This is a genomic window from Exiguobacterium indicum HHS 31 (assembly GCF_001939065.1).
GTDB lineage: Bacteria > Bacillota > Bacilli > Exiguobacteriales > Exiguobacteriaceae > Exiguobacterium_A > Exiguobacterium_A indicum.
In genome coordinates, this window is the sequence record NZ_MPSZ01000006.1 from 104,379 (window position 1) to 120,952 (window position 16,574).

The 16,574-nt window shown below is 48.6% G+C and carries 15 protein-coding genes; 9 read left to right on the forward strand and 6 right to left on the reverse strand.

Features of this window, described 5'->3' with window-relative positions:
* Positions 1-3 precede the first annotated feature (3 nt).
* Genes N179_RS13330 through prfA form a run of 4 tightly spaced genes read right to left on the reverse strand, consistent with a single transcriptional unit; the run spans position 4 to position 3,438 of the window.
* Positions 4-519: a low molecular weight protein arginine phosphatase gene (locus N179_RS13330; protein ID WP_023469513.1), complete on the reverse strand. Its 516-nt coding sequence runs from the start codon at positions 517-519 to the stop codon at positions 4-6.
* A 17-nt stretch (positions 520-536) separates the two neighbouring features.
* Positions 537-1,535, reverse strand: coding sequence for an L-threonylcarbamoyladenylate synthase (locus tag N179_RS13335; protein WP_023469514.1), 999 nt, complete (start codon positions 1,533-1,535; stop codon positions 537-539).
* Positions 1,532-2,380: a peptide chain release factor N(5)-glutamine methyltransferase gene (gene prmC / locus N179_RS13340; RefSeq protein WP_075643030.1), complete on the reverse strand. Its 849-nt coding sequence runs from the start codon at positions 2,378-2,380 to the stop codon at positions 1,532-1,534. Before prmC ends, N179_RS13335 begins: the two co-directional genes overlap by 4 nt.
* Positions 2,380-3,438, reverse strand: a complete 1,059-nt coding sequence (gene prfA, locus N179_RS13345; protein WP_023469516.1) for a peptide chain release factor 1 — start codon at positions 3,436-3,438, stop codon at positions 2,380-2,382. The genes prmC and prfA overlap by 1 nt, the downstream gene beginning before the upstream one ends.
* A 156-nt stretch (positions 3,439-3,594) precedes the next feature.
* Here prfA and N179_RS13350 point away from each other — a divergent pair, with 156 nt between their 5' ends.
* The 8 genes from N179_RS13350 to treC all read left to right on the forward strand — a co-directional run bounded on the left by N179_RS13350 (position 3,595) and on the right by treC (position 12,098).
* A complete protein-coding gene (locus N179_RS13350; protein WP_035395845.1) occupies positions 3,595-3,963 on the forward strand; it encodes a GntR family transcriptional regulator in 369 nt (122 codons plus the stop codon).
* Positions 3,957-4,823: an ATP-binding cassette domain-containing protein gene (locus N179_RS13355; protein ID WP_023469525.1), complete on the forward strand. Its 867-nt coding sequence runs from the start codon at positions 3,957-3,959 to the stop codon at positions 4,821-4,823. The genes N179_RS13350 and N179_RS13355 overlap by 7 nt, the downstream gene beginning before the upstream one ends.
* Positions 4,816-5,790, forward strand: coding sequence for a hypothetical protein (locus N179_RS13360; RefSeq protein ID WP_075643031.1), 975 nt, complete (start codon positions 4,816-4,818; stop codon positions 5,788-5,790). Before N179_RS13355 ends, N179_RS13360 begins: the two co-directional genes overlap by 8 nt.
* Before the next feature lie 170 nt (positions 5,791-5,960).
* Positions 5,961-7,319 carry an alkaline phosphatase gene (locus tag N179_RS13365; protein WP_075643032.1) on the forward strand — a complete coding sequence of 453 codons (1,359 nt, stop codon included), beginning with the start codon at positions 5,961-5,963 and terminating at the stop codon, positions 7,317-7,319.
* Positions 7,320-7,330: 11 nt separating this feature from the next.
* Positions 7,331-7,978 carry a DUF4352 domain-containing protein gene (locus N179_RS13370; RefSeq protein WP_055969310.1) on the forward strand — a complete coding sequence of 216 codons (648 nt, stop codon included), beginning with the start codon at positions 7,331-7,333 and terminating at the stop codon, positions 7,976-7,978.
* A gap of 128 nt (positions 7,979-8,106) precedes the next feature.
* Positions 8,107-8,814: a trehalose operon repressor gene (gene treR, locus N179_RS13375; RefSeq protein WP_055969313.1), complete on the forward strand. Its 708-nt coding sequence runs from the start codon at positions 8,107-8,109 to the stop codon at positions 8,812-8,814.
* 182 nt (positions 8,815-8,996) lie between these two features.
* The gene (treP, locus tag N179_RS13380; protein ID WP_047394480.1) at positions 8,997-10,436 is read left to right on the forward strand and encodes a PTS system trehalose-specific EIIBC component; all 1,440 of its coding nucleotides are present in this window, start codon (positions 8,997-8,999) and stop codon (positions 10,434-10,436) included.
* A gap of 21 nt (positions 10,437-10,457) precedes the next feature.
* A complete protein-coding gene (gene treC / locus N179_RS13385; RefSeq protein WP_075643033.1) occupies positions 10,458-12,098 on the forward strand; it encodes an alpha,alpha-phosphotrehalase in 1,641 nt (546 codons plus the stop codon).
* Between the two features lie 210 nt (positions 12,099-12,308).
* Here treC and N179_RS13390 read toward each other — a convergent pair whose 3' ends face one another.
* Positions 12,309-13,667, reverse strand: a complete 1,359-nt coding sequence (locus tag N179_RS13390; protein WP_035395828.1) for an alanine/glycine:cation symporter family protein — start codon at positions 13,665-13,667, stop codon at positions 12,309-12,311.
* 189 nt (positions 13,668-13,856) lie between these two features.
* On the opposite strand from N179_RS13390, the gene N179_RS13395 reads away from it, so the two are divergent.
* On the forward strand, positions 13,857-15,560 hold the full coding sequence (locus N179_RS13395) for a methyl-accepting chemotaxis protein (RefSeq protein WP_035395827.1): 1,704 nt from the start codon (positions 13,857-13,859) through the stop codon (positions 15,558-15,560).
* A 49-nt stretch (positions 15,561-15,609) separates the two neighbouring features.
* Here N179_RS13395 and N179_RS13400 read toward each other — a convergent pair whose 3' ends face one another.
* Positions 15,610-16,431, reverse strand: a complete 822-nt coding sequence (locus tag N179_RS13400) for a DUF6612 family protein (RefSeq protein WP_035395824.1) — start codon at positions 16,429-16,431, stop codon at positions 15,610-15,612.
* Positions 16,432-16,574 lie beyond the last annotated feature (143 nt).

A 16,574-nucleotide genomic window follows, 5' to 3' on the forward strand; every position in this document is an offset into this window, starting at 1 on the left:
TTACTATTCCCCCGTTTGTTTAGGTTGTTTTTTCGGAAGTTTCCGTGTATCCGGAGCTTTTCTTCCGTTTCCGTTCTGCGTCAATTTTAACACAAGACGGTTGACGAGGGGTTCGAGTTCATTACGTACTTGCCGGTAGACGTTCATCGATCCGCCGTACGGATCGTTGATATCCCGTTCAAGCCCTGTCACATATTCATATAAGGTGAACGTCCGTTCTTTCAGTTCCGGATAGCGTTCACCGACTTCCTGCTTGTGCTGACGCGTCATCGTCAAGATGATGTCAGACCAACGTCCGAGTACATCATCAAAGACTTGCGTATAGTGCTCGAGTTCGATCCCGCGCTCACGCAACACTTGTAAGGCGTTCTCGGACGCATCAAATCCTTGCATCGAACGTAGTCCTGCTGAACGGACGTCAAATTCCTGATCAGCGACTTTCGAGCGTAGTAACGCCATCGCCATCGGGCTACGGCATGTATTTCCTGTACAGATGAATAAAACGCGACGTGTGCTCATCTCCGTATCCTCCTTCTTCAAGGGCGAATGACCCGACCACCTGCTGCTTTATGGAGGCGGTTGCGGACCGCAAGCCCCACCCCTTCTTCTGATAGGTCTCGTACAAAAATCTGATCCACCGTCGTCTGATCAAATCGCCGTAAACAATCGTAAAGACGTTGTGCCGCCGTCTCCATCGAATTACCAAGGGAGCAGCGAACATCTGCGTCGACATCCTCCCCGTCAAACAGGAGAACGCCCGTCTTGTGTCCGGTTTGTCGCGCATCATCGATGAGTTGCTGTAAGAATGAAAGATCCCCTTCGACGACGGACAGTGTTGCTTCCGGCGCATAGTGGGTATATTTCATCCCGGGTGCCTTCGGTGTAACATCTTTCATCGATAAGGCAGGATCGAGTGTGACAGGACCGATGACCGACTCGATTTGTTCGCGTGTCACGCCACCCGGTCGTAAAATCGCCGGTGGCGTCATCGTACAATCGATGACAGTCGATTCGACCCCGATGCCCGTTTCCCCTCCATCGACGATCGCAGCGATGCGTCCCGAGAGGTCATATGCGACGTGCGCAGATGACGTCGGTGAAGGTTTTCCGGAACGGTTGGCACTCGGTGCTGCGAGGCCCAGCCCTGTCGCTTCAATTAATTGAAGCGCGAGCGGATGGTCTGGCATCCGTAATCCGATCGTATCTAGTCCTGCTGTGACGAGTGTGGATGCGGTGCCGTTCGATTCGAGGATGATCGTCAAGGCTCCTGGCCAGAACGCCTCCATCAAACGTGCCGCGACATCTGGAATGTGCGTGACGAACTGATGTGCCTGTTCTACGGATGCGACATGGACAATCAGTGGATTGTCGGAAGGTCGACCCTTCGCGGCGAAGATTCGCCGAACAGCCGCTTCGTTCGTTGCGTCTCCTGCGAGACCATAAACGGTCTCGGTCGGCATCGCCACGACCTCTCCTTCCTGCAATAACCGAACTGCTTCATCCATCGTCTGTAAGTCAATCATTTCCGTCTTCACGCTGTACAATCCTTTCGTTCCGCATACACGATACGGTCTTTACCGTTTATATCTTTTAAAATACCCGTTTCCGCATTTGGATAACGTTCTTTTAACATCATTTGCACTTCTGGTCCTTGATTGTGTCCAATTTCAAACGCAATCAGTCGGAAATCGTCGCGTAAGACCCGTCCACTCTCCTCGACGAGACGTCGGTAAAAGACGAGACCGTCTTTTCCGCCAAACAGGGCGAGATGCGGTTCATGATCGAACACGACTTCACTGAGTAATTCTTCTTCCTCGATATAAGGAGGGTTCGAAACGAGCACCCGGACGGAATCATCTGCGAGCGGTGCGAGTAAATCTCCTTCAAGGAACGTCACGTCTCCACCAAGCGCTGCTTGATTTTGCTTCGCGACCGCGATTGCAGCTGGTGAAATATCGACGGTCGTGACCGGTTGCTCGAGTTCGAGGGCGAGCGTGATTCCAATCGCCCCGCTACCGGTACCGATGTCGACGATCTGTCCCGCGGTGAACGTCTCGCGTTTGAGACGCTCCGTCACGAAGACGATCAACTCTTCCGTTTCCGGTCGTGGAATCAAGACATCCGGTGTGACACGAAAGTCCCGTCCGTAAAACGGCTGATAGCCGATTAAATGCTGAACGGGCACACCGTGAACATGAGCAAGCAAGTATTCACTGAATCGGAAATCCTGCTCCGGTGTCAATTCATCGGACAAGCGGACAAGGAGTCCGGTCCGGTCGACTTCTAAGACGTGCATGAGTAACCATTCGGCACTTGAACCCTCGCGTCCTGCTTGTTCCATCATCGTTTTTGCCTCATTTAGACGTTTTGCGATCCGCATCAGTTTGCCGCCTCCGATGCTCGCGCCTGATGTTCCATGACGAGCGTATCGATGACTTCATCCATCTCGCCTTGCAAGATTCGATCAAGCTTCTGAATCGTCAATCCGATGCGATGGTCCGTCACCCGGTTTTGGGCGAAATTATACGTCCGAATCCGCTCTGAACGGTCACCCGTACCAACAGCCGACTTTCGTTTTTCATCATACTCCGCTTGCTGTTCGCGTTGAATTTTATCGTAGACACGCGCCCGTAAAACTTTCATCGCTTTTTCCTTGTTCTTGATTTGCGATTTCTCATCCTGACAGCTCGCGACGATCCCCGTCGGCACGTGTGTAACACGGACGGCGGACTGCGTCGTATTGACGGACTGTCCACCCGGTCCACTCGACGTGAACGTATCGACCCGGACATCCTTATCATGGATTTCGACCTCGACGTCTTCTGCTTCCGGTAACACGGCAACCGTTGCGGTCGATGTATGAATCCGTCCACCCGATTCCGTTGATGGAACGCGCTGGACGCGGTGTGCCCCGTTCTCATACTTCAGCTTCGAGTAGGCGCCTGTTCCTTTGACGATAAAGATGATTTCTTTATAACCACCGAGCTCCGTATAGCTCGCGTCGATGATCTCAATCTTCCAGTTCTGTTTCTCAGCAAACTTCGAGTACATCTTAAACAGGTCACCCGCAAATAAGGCTGCCTCATCTCCCCCTGCCGCACCACGAATCTCGACGATGACGTTCTTATCGTCATTCGGATCCTTCGGTAAGAGTAAAGCTTTCAGCTTCGCTTCGAGCTCTTTGATCTCCGGCTCAAGCATCGCGACTTCTTCCTTCGCAAGGTCGCGCATCTCCGGATCTGTCAACATCTGACGTGCCTCTTGATAGGCTTCCATCTTCTCGCGATAGACGCGATATGTCTCAACGGTTGGGGCAAGCTGCGACTGCTCCTTTGAGACCTCGCGTAATTGATTCGTATCATTGATGATGGCTGGATCAGCCAACATATCATTCAGTTTTTCATAACGGTCCTCTAAGGCACTCAATCGATCCAACATCTCGGTCATCCTTCCTGGCGGTTCTTCTGTCGTCAGTATAGCAAATATTGCGATCGTTGGCGTAACCGTCTTCTCGAAAAGAAACATTGACAGACCGATTCAAAATTCCTATAATTGGTGTATTAATTGAATTAGTACACTTAAGGAGGTGAAGAAATGTTCACCGTCGATCCGAAAAGTCCCTTGCCGATTTATGAACAGTTAGTCACGCAAATCATCCGCTCGATTGCCCGTGGTCTACTCCGCTCCGGCGAACAGATGCCATCCGTTCGTGAACTTGCCGGTACACTCCTTGTCAACCCGAACACGGTCTCCCGTGCCTATCAGGAACTCGAGAGCCGCAACTTCATCGTCACGATGCGCGGCAAAGGCTCCTTCATCTCAGATATCCCCCTCAGTGAAGTCAAACAAGCCGCTATTCAAGATCCACTCACCCGTCTTTGTTCCGTCGCCGACGAACTCTCGATCTCAAACGAAGAACTCTATCAACTCATCTTACACATAAGGGAGGATTCCTCATGTTGACCGTTTCTCATCTAACGAAACAAATTGACCGTACCATGATTTATGAAAATGCATCCTTCACCCTGCCAGCAGGAACGATCACCGCGTTGATCGGTCGTAATGGTGCCGGAAAAACGACGTTACTGAAAACACTCGTCGGTGCGCTCGAGCCGACACGCGGAAAGGTTGAATGGAACAACGAATCCATTCACCATGTCCCGCAGACGCGAGAGCACCTCTTTCTCGTTCCGGACTCCGTCTCCGTCTATCGTCAAATGACACTTGGCGAACTGATCAACTTCTACAATGCGTTCTATCCGAATTTCGAAAAGACGTATATCGAAAATTATTGTCGCTCGTCGAATCTCGATCGTGGTCGTCGCGTGACATCTTTATCAAAGGGACAAGCCCAGTTGTTCCTTCTCCAACTCGCGTTTGCAACGAATGCCCCCGTTCTGTTGCTCGATGAACCAACCGATGGACTTGACCGGATCAACAAACGTGATTATCTGAAACAACTCGTCTCGTTACTTGCGGAGCGTCAGACAGCCGTTCTGATTGCTTCCCATCAACTCGAAGAACTCGATTCCCTTGCCGACCGCGTCATGACGATCGAAAAACACCTCGTCCGCGAACCGAAGGCACTCGATGATGCCAAAGCTAGCATGCAGAAATGGCAAGTCGTCTATGAAGACGTTCCAGAGCTCAGTCATGCCGATCTCCACGTCTTATCCCAAACGGGTCGGGTCGTGACGTTACTCGTCTTATCGGATGAAGGCGCACGTTATCTTGAAACGACAAGCCCTCTCTTAAAGGATGCTTTACCGGTGCAGATGGAAGATTACTTCTTAGGGACATTTGGAGGGAAACGACATGGTTAAGCAATTGATCCGCTATCATATCAAGCAAGGTATTTGGCCTCTCGCTTGTTTCATTCTGCTCGCAATCTTCAGTTATGGGTTCGGCAGTTATACCGTCATCAATGAATTCGAAAAATACGATGTATCTCAGCAACCCGATCTACTCAACACTGTACTCGTCAGTCCGTTCTTCGCTGGGTTCGCAGCAATTCTGATTGCCGTCTTTGCAATCCTGATGCTCGGCTCTGAGCGTGGAAGTGGTCGTAGTTTGATCTTGCATGCACTCCCATTCCCGAAGGTCTGGTTGTTCTGGATCAAATGGATCATCGGTGTCGTGACATTGATTGTCTTCCCGATCATCGGCTTTTTTGCTAGTTGGTTATTACTTCAAGCATTCGGAATCGATCCGTTCGATTACGTCACGTGGTCGTCACTCCTTCAAGATTTTGGTCTATTCCTTCTATTTGATGTGACGATTTTGACGATCTTCTTATTCGCCGGAACGATTGCTGGTGATATCATCGGACAACTGTTACTCGGAACGTTCTTCTTGTTCTTGAATTACTTCACGTATTTCAGTATCTATGCTATCGGTCAACTGGGTTTTGGCGTGGGCTATGAAGAGTTAGACAAACCAACAAGCTTTTTGATGACGATCACGACGCCATTTGCGCTCTTCTTCGAGTACAATACCGATTTCAACATCACCTATGCTGTGTTGTTCAGTTTAGCCTTGACGGTCATCTTACTGATTTTCGGTAGTCGTCTCTATGTCAAAGGTGCGAACGAACGTCTCGGGCGTTTCACGATTTTCCCGAAATTACATCCAGCACTCATCATCACCTTCTCGATCTATACGACGATTCTGCTCGCTGGCATCATCGGTCTGATTTCGTCTGAGAACCAGTTCCTGTACTGGCTCGCGATCGCGATTCTCGCCTGGCCGACGTTTAGCTCGTATCGTCGGATGATTGGGTGGAGTCGCTAATGCAACGAATGGACCTTCTGAAATGACTTTTCAGAAGGTCCATTTTTTTGTCATCGATTCTTCACAAAGCTTTACAAACGATAAACATGGATTTCACATTCTATCCGTAAGGTGGAGTTTGTAGGTCGTATCAATCATCAAACCCCAGCACCTTTCGAGGAGGAACTCTTATGAAATTAAAACGTATCATTCCGATTTTTGCCTTATCAACCCTTTCCCTTAGTACGATGCTCTCGATGCCTGAAGCAGAAGCAAAGACAAAACCTGTTAAATCACCGGAAATCCGGAACGTCATCTTCTTGATCGGCGACGGGATGGGGGTCTCGTATACATCAGCACATCGTTACTTAAAGAACGATCCATCGACACCGGTTGCTGAAAAAACAGCGTTTGACCAATACCTCGTTGGTCAACAGATGACTTATCCGGAAGATCCGAAGGAAAACGTCACCGATTCCGCTTCCGCAGCAACAGCGATGTCATCCGGCATCAAGACGTATAATGCAGCGATTGCCGTTGATAACGATAAATCGGAAGTCAAGACCGTCCTTGAAGCAGCGAAAGAACGTGGTAAGTCAACAGGACTCGTTGCAACATCGGAAATCACGCATGCGACACCTGCTTCGTTCGGTGCTCATGATGAGAGCCGAAAGAACATGAACGCGATCGCAGACGATTACTTCAAGGAACGCGTCAATGGGAAGCATAAAATTGACGTTATGCTCGGTGGCGGTAAGTCGAACTTCGTCCGTCCGGATGTTGATTTGACGAAAGCATTCAAAAAAGACGGTTACAGTTACGTCACGGATCTGGATCAATTGCAAGGTGATAAAAACAAACAAGTCCTCGGTCTGTTCGCAGATGGTGGATTACCAAAACGGATTGACCGCGAAAACTCGGTCCCATCGCTTGAACAAATGACGAACTCTGCCATTAAGCGACTCGACTCGAATAAAAAAGGATTCTTCCTGATGGTCGAAGGTAGCCAAGTCGACTGGGCCGGTCATGACAATGATATCGTCGGTGCCATGAGTGAGATGGAAGACTTCGAGCGGGCATTCAAAGCCGCGATCGCATTTGCAAAGAAGGATAAACATACACTCGTCGTCGCGACAGCTGACCACTCAACGGGTGGATATTCAATCGGTGCAGATGGCATCTATAACTGGTTCGCTGAACCGATCAAAGCGGCAAAGAAAACACCTGACTTCATGGCGCAAAAAATCGTCGATGGTGCGGACGTCCGCAAGACGTTGACGACGTATATCGATCAGGACAAACTCGCCTTGACGGACAAAGAAATCGATAGCGTCTCCCGCGCTGCTGAATCGAAGAAATTACTCGAGATTGATAATGCGATTGAAGAAATCTTCAACGAACGCTCGCATACAGGCTGGACGACAGGTGGACATACAGGTGAAGACGTACCGGTCTATGCGTTCGGTCCTGCTAAAGAACGTTTCGCGGGACAAGTCGACAACACGGATCACGCGAAAATCATCTTCGATCTCTTGAAATCGAAGAAATAAGGAGAATGTTCATGAGACAGATACTTGCTACTTTGATGCTCGGGACGGTGCTCGCTGGTTGTGGCACTTCAGCATCACAAGACACACCAAAAGAACCAGCGTCTGCGAAACAGGAGCAGCCGGTATCGCTTGAAAAAACAAGCGCCTACGTTCCAAACCCACAAATTCCAGACGATCGCGATTTGACAAAAATCGATCAGACCGTCACGGATGATAAGGGCGACCTGACGCTTAAACAATTCAAACGAGTGAACGAAACACGGAAGATTGGTCCGATCGAGATGACGATCGAAGAGATCAAAGTATTCCATGCTCGTCCAAGCTATGGCATGATTGATTTCTTCCATGGCTTTACGCACGATGAATCCTTTGATTTGATCAAGACACGGGTCACGATCAAGAACACAAGTAATGAACCGGTCACGTTCAATCCTGTCGCCCACTTCAAACTCGATGCTGCGACAGAAAAGACGCTCGAGGACGACGTCTATTTGGAGTCGCTTGCGAAGACTTACGCCCCGTCCGAGTCACGGAGTGGTAACTTCGGCTTCATCTTGGAACATCCGGTTGACTCGATTGAACTCTTGACGAGTGATGTTCTCGATGAAAAACAAGATGTCCTCAAAAAAGGAACGACGTTTTCGACGTCTCTTCGTTGACTGACATTCACACTTCTACGCTCTATCTATTTTCCGGTCATGTCCGGATCATAGGTGGAGCTATTTTGATGCCTGTAATCGTTCCGTGCTACACTAAAGGCATTATTTGAGTGTAAAGGACGGATCATATGCCGAAGTATGTAAACATCTATCACGAGCTCGCACAGCGGATTCAGGAAGGAACGCTTCCGGCCGAAACGAAATTACCTTCTGAAACGGAATTGATGCATGAATTCGAGGCGAGCCGCGGAACGGTTCGAAAAGCGATTGATGCCCTGCAAGAAAAAGGCTTCGTCCGTAAACACCAGGGGAAAGGTGTCTTCGTCCTGTCGCAAGAAGCGATCGAGTTCCAATTCAACGGCATCGTCAGCTTCTCGGAAGCACATCGCCGGATGGGGCGTCATACCGTCGAGACGGATGTCTTATCCTGCGAAGTCCTTTCCGCTTCTGCTGAACTCGCTTCATTATTACATGTGGCACAAGGAACGGACGTGACGCGCATCGAGCGCATTCGCCAAATCGATGGTGAACGTGTCATCCGTGACATCAATCATTTCGTGACAGCACTCGTACCCGGACTCACTACTGACATCGCTCAAGGTTCGATCTATCAGTACATCGAAGAGACACTTGGTCGGCAGATCAGCTACGCAAAACGAAAAATCGAAGCTCGCCCTGCGACAATGGAAGACCAAGAACGACTCGACCTTCACGATATGACGCATGTCATCGTTGTCACGAACGATACGTATTTCTATGAAGGACAACATTTCGAACGGACGGAATCGCGTCACCGGCTCGATAAGTTTCAGTTCACTGATATTGCCCGTCGTTGAATATAGGCTGCAAGATGAGGGAATCCGTAGATGACGGATTCTCTCTTTTTTATTCTTCCCAACTTATCTATATAAGTTCTTGACCAACTTATATAGATAAGTTAAGATAAGTGTGCGCAGATAAGAAAACGTTTTCATTTCAAAAGTGGTCGAGTATGTCACTTCCAAAAAGGAGCATCGAGATGAAACCAAACTATCGTCAGATTGCAGAGCAAATCATTGAGAACATCGGAGGTAAGGAGAACGTTGAGCAGGCAGCTCACTGTGTCACCCGTCTTCGTTTAACGCTTAAGAATCAAGAGCTTGTCGATCAAGAAGCCTTACTTGAAGTTCCGCTCGTCAAAGGCGCGTTCTTGAACGCGGGTGTCTATCAAATCGTCATTGGTGCCGGAGACGTCGACCGGGTCTATGCAGAATTCATTCAATTAACCGGTTTACAGGCAACGACGATCGCAGATGTCAAATCGTCTGGCGCTGCCAAGATGAATCCGTTCCAAAAGTTGATCAAAGTCTTTTCTGATGTCTTCATGCCTATCATCCCGGCGATCATCGTTGCTGGTCTCTTAATGGGAATCAATAATCTATTCGGTATCGAGTTCGGTGGCAAGACGATGATTGACCGTTACCCGAATCTGCAAGGGTTATGGGACCTCATCAATATGATGGCAAACACGGCCTTCGTCTTCCTCCCGGCACTCGTCGGTTGGTCAGCGACGAAACGCTTCGGTGGAAGTGAGATTCTCGGGATCGTCATGGGTCTGATGCTTGTTCATCCAGATCTCTTAAACGCTTGGAACTACGGACAAAGTGCTCTAAAAGGTGAAATCCCGACGTTCAACATTCTCGGTCTCTTTGAAATTGAAAAAGTCGGTTATCAGGGACAAATCCTCCCTGTACTCGCCGCTGCTTATGTTCTCAGTACGATTGAACGTTGGCTCAAAAAACGGGTACCGAATGCGATTCAATTACTCGTCGTACCGATTACGACGATCACATTGACGGGATTCCTCGCCCTTGCCGTCATCGGACCAGTCACGCGTCAAGTCGGTGACTGGATTACGATCGGTGTCGTCAATACATTCGAAGCTGTTCCATTACTCGGTGCCCTACTCTTTGGTGCACTCTATGCGCCGCTCGTCATCACTGGCATGCACCACATGTTCATCGCTGTTGATCTACAGTTGATCGGACAAAGTGGGACGACGTTCATTTGGCCGATGATCGCGATTTCGAACATCGCTCAAGGTTCAGCAACACTCGCGATGCTTTTCCTCGCGAAAAACGTTAACGATAAAAACATGGCATCAACGTCCGCTTTATCCGCCTACTTCGGAATCACGGAACCGGCCATGTTCGGGGTCAATCTCCGGTTCAAGTATCCGTTTTACGCGGCACTCGTCGGTTCAGCGATTGCGTCAGCTTTCATCGCTGTCAGTGGCGTTCTTGCTCCTGCGATCGGTGTTGGCGGATTACCTGCTTTCATTTCGATCGTACCAGGTTCGATTCTGTCGTTCATCGTCGGCATGGTGATTGCGATCATCGTCCCTGTCGCCTGTACGTTCCTGTTCCACTATGTCTCAACGAAACGCGCAAAAAAAGCTGCCCTGAAAAAAGCAGCGTAATTCTAGAAAGGTGTGTATCTCATGATCACGACAACCGATTGGCGCAAATCCGCCGTTTATCAAATTTATCCGAAGAGTTTTTATAGTCCGGAGGGCAAAGCGACCGGTACATTGCGTGGCGTCACTGCCAAACTCGATTATCTGGCGGATCTTGGTGTCGATTACCTTTGGTTGACGCCGGTCTATGCCTCACCGCAGAACGACAATGGCTATGATGTCAGTGATTATTACGCGATTGATCCATCCTACGGAACAATGGCCGATTTCGAGACGTTACTTGCAGAAGCAAAACAACGCGGTCTGTCTGTCATGATGGATATCGTCGTCAACCATTGCTCGACGTCGCACTCTTGGTTCGAAGAAGGACGTCACCCGGATAGTCCCTATCACGACTATTTTATCTGGCGCGAGACACCGAACGACTGGGTATCAAAATTCGGTGGTCCCGCTTGGTCATTTGATGAGGTAGCCGGCAAGTATTACTTGCACCTGTTCGACAAGACACAAGCGGATCTGAACTGGGAAAATCCACGTTTACGGGAAGATGTTTACAACATGATGCGCTTTTGGCGGGATAAAGGAGTCAGCGGCTTCCGACTTGATGTCATCAATTTGATTTCAAAGACGCCAGGTCTTCCAAACGATCCAGCAGGAGACGGACGGACGTATTATACGGACGGACCGAACGTCCATGACTACTTGCAAGAGATGAACGCAGAAGTCTTTGCCGGACACGATCTCATGACGGTTGGTGAGATGTCGTCGACGTCACTTGAACACTGCCTTCGTTATTCTTCGCTTGATGAACAAGAACTGAAGATGACGTTCAACTTTTATCATTTGAAGGTCGATTATCCGAACGGTGAAAAATGGACGGCGGCACCGTTTGATTTCAAACAACTGAAACAGATTTTCTCCGACTGGCAATCCGGCATGAACGGACAAGCCTGGAACGCGATCTTTTGGTGCAACCATGACCAGCCACGCGTCGTCAGCCGGTTTGGTGACGACGCCACGTATCGCGTCGAAAGTGCGAAGATGCTCGCGACGACGCTTCACGGCTTACAAGGGACACCGTACATCTATCAAGGAGAAGAGATCGGGATGCCGAATCCGGACTTCACGGATCTGTCCGACTACCGCGATGTCGAAACATTGAATGCGTATCAGGAAGCGCGGGACAACGGTGTAGCGGAAGAAGAAATTCTTGCTGCGATTCGTCAAAAATCGCGTGATAATGCGCGGACGCCGATGCCATGGTCGGATGCTGTCAACGGTGGCTTCAGTACGAGTGAACCATGGATACCGGTCTCGCCAACGTATGATCAGATCAATGTCGAGACGGCTGTCGCAGATCCGGAATCGGTCTATCATCATTACAAACAGTTGATACAGCTCCGTAAACAGTATGACGTGCTCACGGATGGTTCGTACCGTCTGTTGACACCAGACGATCCGTCACTCTGGGCGTACGAACGCGTAACGAACGAGGAAGAGTTGCTTGTCGTTTCGAACTTCTACGGAACAGACACGACGTTCACGTTACCTCGTGACGGGTCGGACTATACGGTGTTGATTCACAACTACCAGGAGATGCAGACAGAAGATCACACTCTGACGTTACGTCCTTATGAATCCTTGATGCTTTATCGTAAAAAGTGATGCATCTCTTGTTGTTCTCTTGATCACCATCTCTAACAACGCATGTTTTATCATCCTCGCTTTCCACAGGCGGGAGTCGAGTATGATGCACATTCGTATTTCTTTCGGATCAAATAAAAAGGGAAATCACCATCCGAGTACATGACCCGGAACGTGATCTCCCTTTTCTCATACTTCATCATACACGAACTCGTTTTTAGAGCATGTATCCTACGAAACCTTCCGATTCGCTTCTTCTCGTCTCAACTGTTCGCGGAACAGTCGTGTCTCGGCAATGACGACGCCAGACAATCCAATCAAACCGATTAAGTTCGGAATCGCCATCAATCCGTTAAAGACATCGGAAATCGCCCAGACCATGTTCAAGTTCGTCGTCATCGCGCCGGCTCCGGCGACTAAAACGAACAGGATGCGGTACGGTAGGATTGATTTTTGACCAAATAGATAATAGATCGACTTTTCACCGTAATACGACCAACCGAGGACCGTCGAGTAAGCGAACATGACGAGACCAATCGTAACGATGTATTTCCCGGCAGGACCGAGGAAGACCTCGAAGCTTGCTGTCGTCAACTCGACGCCTTCTAATTTCGTGTCCAACTGTCCCCCCATGACGAGCGTCAGACCCGTGATCGAACAGACGACCAATGTATCGAGGAAGACTTGCGTCATCGAGACGAGCGCTTGACGCCCCGGGAAGTCCGTCTTCGCAGCAGCGGCTGCGATCGGTGCTGAACCGAGTCCTGCTTCGTTCGAGAAGACACCACGCGCGACACCATAACGAATCGCTGCCCCGATTGCCCCACCCGTGATGGCTTCGTTTGAGAACGTACTGCTGAAGATCGTCGAGATCGCACCTGGAATCAAGTCATAATTCATGACGAGAATCAGCAAGCCACTTCCGACATAGAAGAAAATCATGAACGGAACGAATAAACTAACAACCTTTCCAATCGATTTGACTCCGCCGAGAATGACGACACCCGTCAATACCATCAACGCGATCCCCGTCACGTAAAGTGGCACATCGAACGTCGATTTCATCGCAAGGGCGACCGAGTTTGTCTGGACCCCGTTTCCAATACCAAACGCAGCGATCGAAGCGAATGCAGCAAACAAGACACCGAGCCATTTTTGCTTCAGTCCACGCTCAAGGTAATACATCGGTCCTCCTGCCATCTGTCCTTTTTCATCGACGACGCGATATTTGACGGCAAGGATCGCTTCCGCGTACTTCGTCGCCATCCCGAACAAGCCGGACAGCCACATCCAAACGATCGCCCCAGGTCCCCCGAGAACGACAGCTGTTGCGACACCGACGATATTCCCCGTACCGACGGTTGCAGCTAGTGCCGTCATCAATGCTTGAAAGTGACTGATGTCGCCTTCTGACTTATCGTCCTGATGCTTTGAAAACGCAAGCTTCAGCGCATACGGCAGTTTGGTAATTTGAATGAATCCTAAGCGAATCGTCAAGTAAATCCCCGTACCGACCAACAGAATGAGTAACGGTGGTCCCCAAACAAAATTGGACACCTTACCAATCCAGTCACTAAATGAATTTCCCATTCGTTTTACCTCCCCCTATGTAATCTATAGTTCCTTACCATTTTTTCAGAATTTACTGATAATTGTCAAACTATTTTTTCATAAAACTATTCTACATTTTAATTTTTTCTATAATAAGTAAATTTTTTACTTGTGACGGTATAATCAAGAAAATGAATAGTTCATCTTGCAAAAAAAGGAGCGAATCATATGAAGATTAAAACGAAGCTTATCTTATTGTCCTCCATCCTTTTGCTTAGCTTGATCGGTGTCGGGTTATACGGCGCATCTTCTCTCAATCGTGTTGACCAAGAGAGTCAAACGATCACCTCGTCCTGGATTCCCGGTCTGAACTTATCTCATGAAACGAATACTGCTCTATCTGATTTACGACGTGTCGAATTACTACACATTCAAGAAAATGATCCAGAAATCAAAGCCGGTTATGATAAGCGTGTCAAAGACGGTTTAGCGACCGTTGATGCGAATCTCGCGAAATACGAAAAAACGATTTATTTAGAAAGCGATCGCGCACTGTACAATGATCTCACAAAAAAATGGCAAACTTTCAATGAGACGACTGATCGTCTTCTCGCCCTCAGTACACCAGAAACTCAAAAAGAAGCGGTCACCTATTATGAAGGTGAGAGTCGTGATTCATACTTCGCTGTTTCGGATCAATTGACGAAAATCGTGAAATACAATAATCAACAAGCTGGTAAAAATGGTGACGCTATCACCAGCGCCGCTAATACGGCGCACCTTATGCTGTTCACGATCATCGGTGTCGTCGGATTGCTCGGTGTCATCTTCACCGTCTTGATTTTACGCTCAATCTTCGGTCCACTCCGTCAACTGCAGGCGAAAACGCATGAACTCGCAACACAAGGTGGTGACTTGACGGCGCAACTCGACGTCGTACGAGAGGACGAAATTGGACAAATCGCCAAGTCGATGAATCAATTCATCGCTCACTTACGAACAATTATTGTCCAAGTCGATGATACGGCAACACACGTCGTGTCGACCTCTCGTCATGTCTCTGGTCGAATCAGCGAACTCGATCAAGATATGGCGTCGACTTCGCATACGATTGAAAACTTATCGGCGGGTATGCAAGAGACAGCCGCTTCAGCTGAAGAGATGAACTCGTCTGCCGTCGATATGGAAGCGACGATTCATGACATCGTCTCCGGCGCAGAAGCGAACGGAAAACGCGCTCAAGAAGTCGGCGGTCGTGCTGAATCGCTTCAAGTTGTCGCCACAGAAGCGAAACAGACCGCCACTCAAATTCTCTTCGAAACAAAAAATAAACTGGAAGATGCGATGGCACGGGCGAAAGCCGTTAAGGAAATTTCCGTTTTGTCTGACGCGATCCTTTCAATTGCGGCGCAAACGAATTTATTATCCCTTAACGCTTCGATTGAAGCAGCACGTGCCGGAGAAGTCGGTCGAGGCTTCGCCGTCGTCGCCGATGAGATTCGAAAACTCGCCGAGAGCAGTCGAGATACCGTTGAACAAATTCAAGACGTCTCACTCTCCGTCATCGATTCCGTCGAACACTTGAATGCCGCGTCCGGTGAGATGCTCTCTTTCATCGATACAAAGGTCGTCAAAGACTATGATTTATTCGAAGATGCCTCGATTCAATACCGTGATGATGCGCAATTATTCGGTGATGCAGCAGAACATTTTGCCGCTCAAGCTGGTCAACTTCAGGAACTGACAGCAAATATGCTTGGTGTCATCCACGATGTTGCCGTCACCGTCAATGATGGGGCGCAAGGCACACAATCGATGTCGGAGCAAATCAATCATTCCGTTCAAGCGTTCCGAGATGTGCATGAACAGACTTCCGTCAGTCAACAGCAGGCGGAAGCATTAAAAGAGGTATTACGTCAATTTCAAGTCTAAATGAGACAAGCCCCTCACTTCCGATTGGAGGTGAAGGGCTTGTTGTTCGTTATTGTGTCGCACCTGTGAGCGGTTGGGCATCTTTTGCTTCCGCCGGTAATTTGATTTCGTCAATCTCATTGAATTTCGAGAACGTCGACGCGTTTTTCATATTGAACTCGGTATCTTTTTCAATCGCAAATACCATGTCCATGTCGAGAGACTTCGGATAGAACGTTTTTGCGTCATACGTCATCTTGTAGTTCATCTTCTTATAGTCGATGCTATCCATCGCATCCTTCATCTGCGCCATCTGTCCTGTTTGTTCGAGCGAATCCTTCATGAAAGCTTTGAGGTCGTCACCCTTTAGTTTGACGTCGATTTGATAGACGTCACCCTCTTTTTTTGCTGTCCAGTTGTCTTTATACTTTTTCAACAGCTTGAGATTTTGATCCGTCGATGCCGATGACTCCATTGCTTCAACCATATCGCCTAGTTCCGAGACATCTTGAACGAGCCATTGTCCGTTTTGCGAGATATACATCTTATCGTCGACGATATAGCTCTCAATCGACATGTCTTTACCGTCCTGTGGATTTTTCATTGTCATCGTCTGGTGCATCGTAAGCGGCTTCTGGATGATATCGGCGGATACCTTTTGATCCACTGTCATCTCACCTGCTTTTGAGTTGACTGTCCCTTCCATATGGAACGATTTAATATCTTTTTGAGCGGCTGTCGCTTTATTCAGTAATTCCGTATTCGAGAGTTCCCCCGACTTCGTCGAACCAGACCCACTGCCACTCCCTGTATCTGTTTGTCCATCTTGACATCCAGCAAGCCCAATCGATGCTGCAACGATCCCGGCTGCTACCCACCTAGCTTTCTTCATATTCATTTCCTCCTTTATACGCGTTACCCTGATTTACGAAAAACATTGGAAAATGTTTCAAACTTTCTTTAGTAGACCATTACCGTTCTACTTAAAATTGAATCCTCAAATTTCAAATCAACGATTCTTTTTTTGAAATTTGA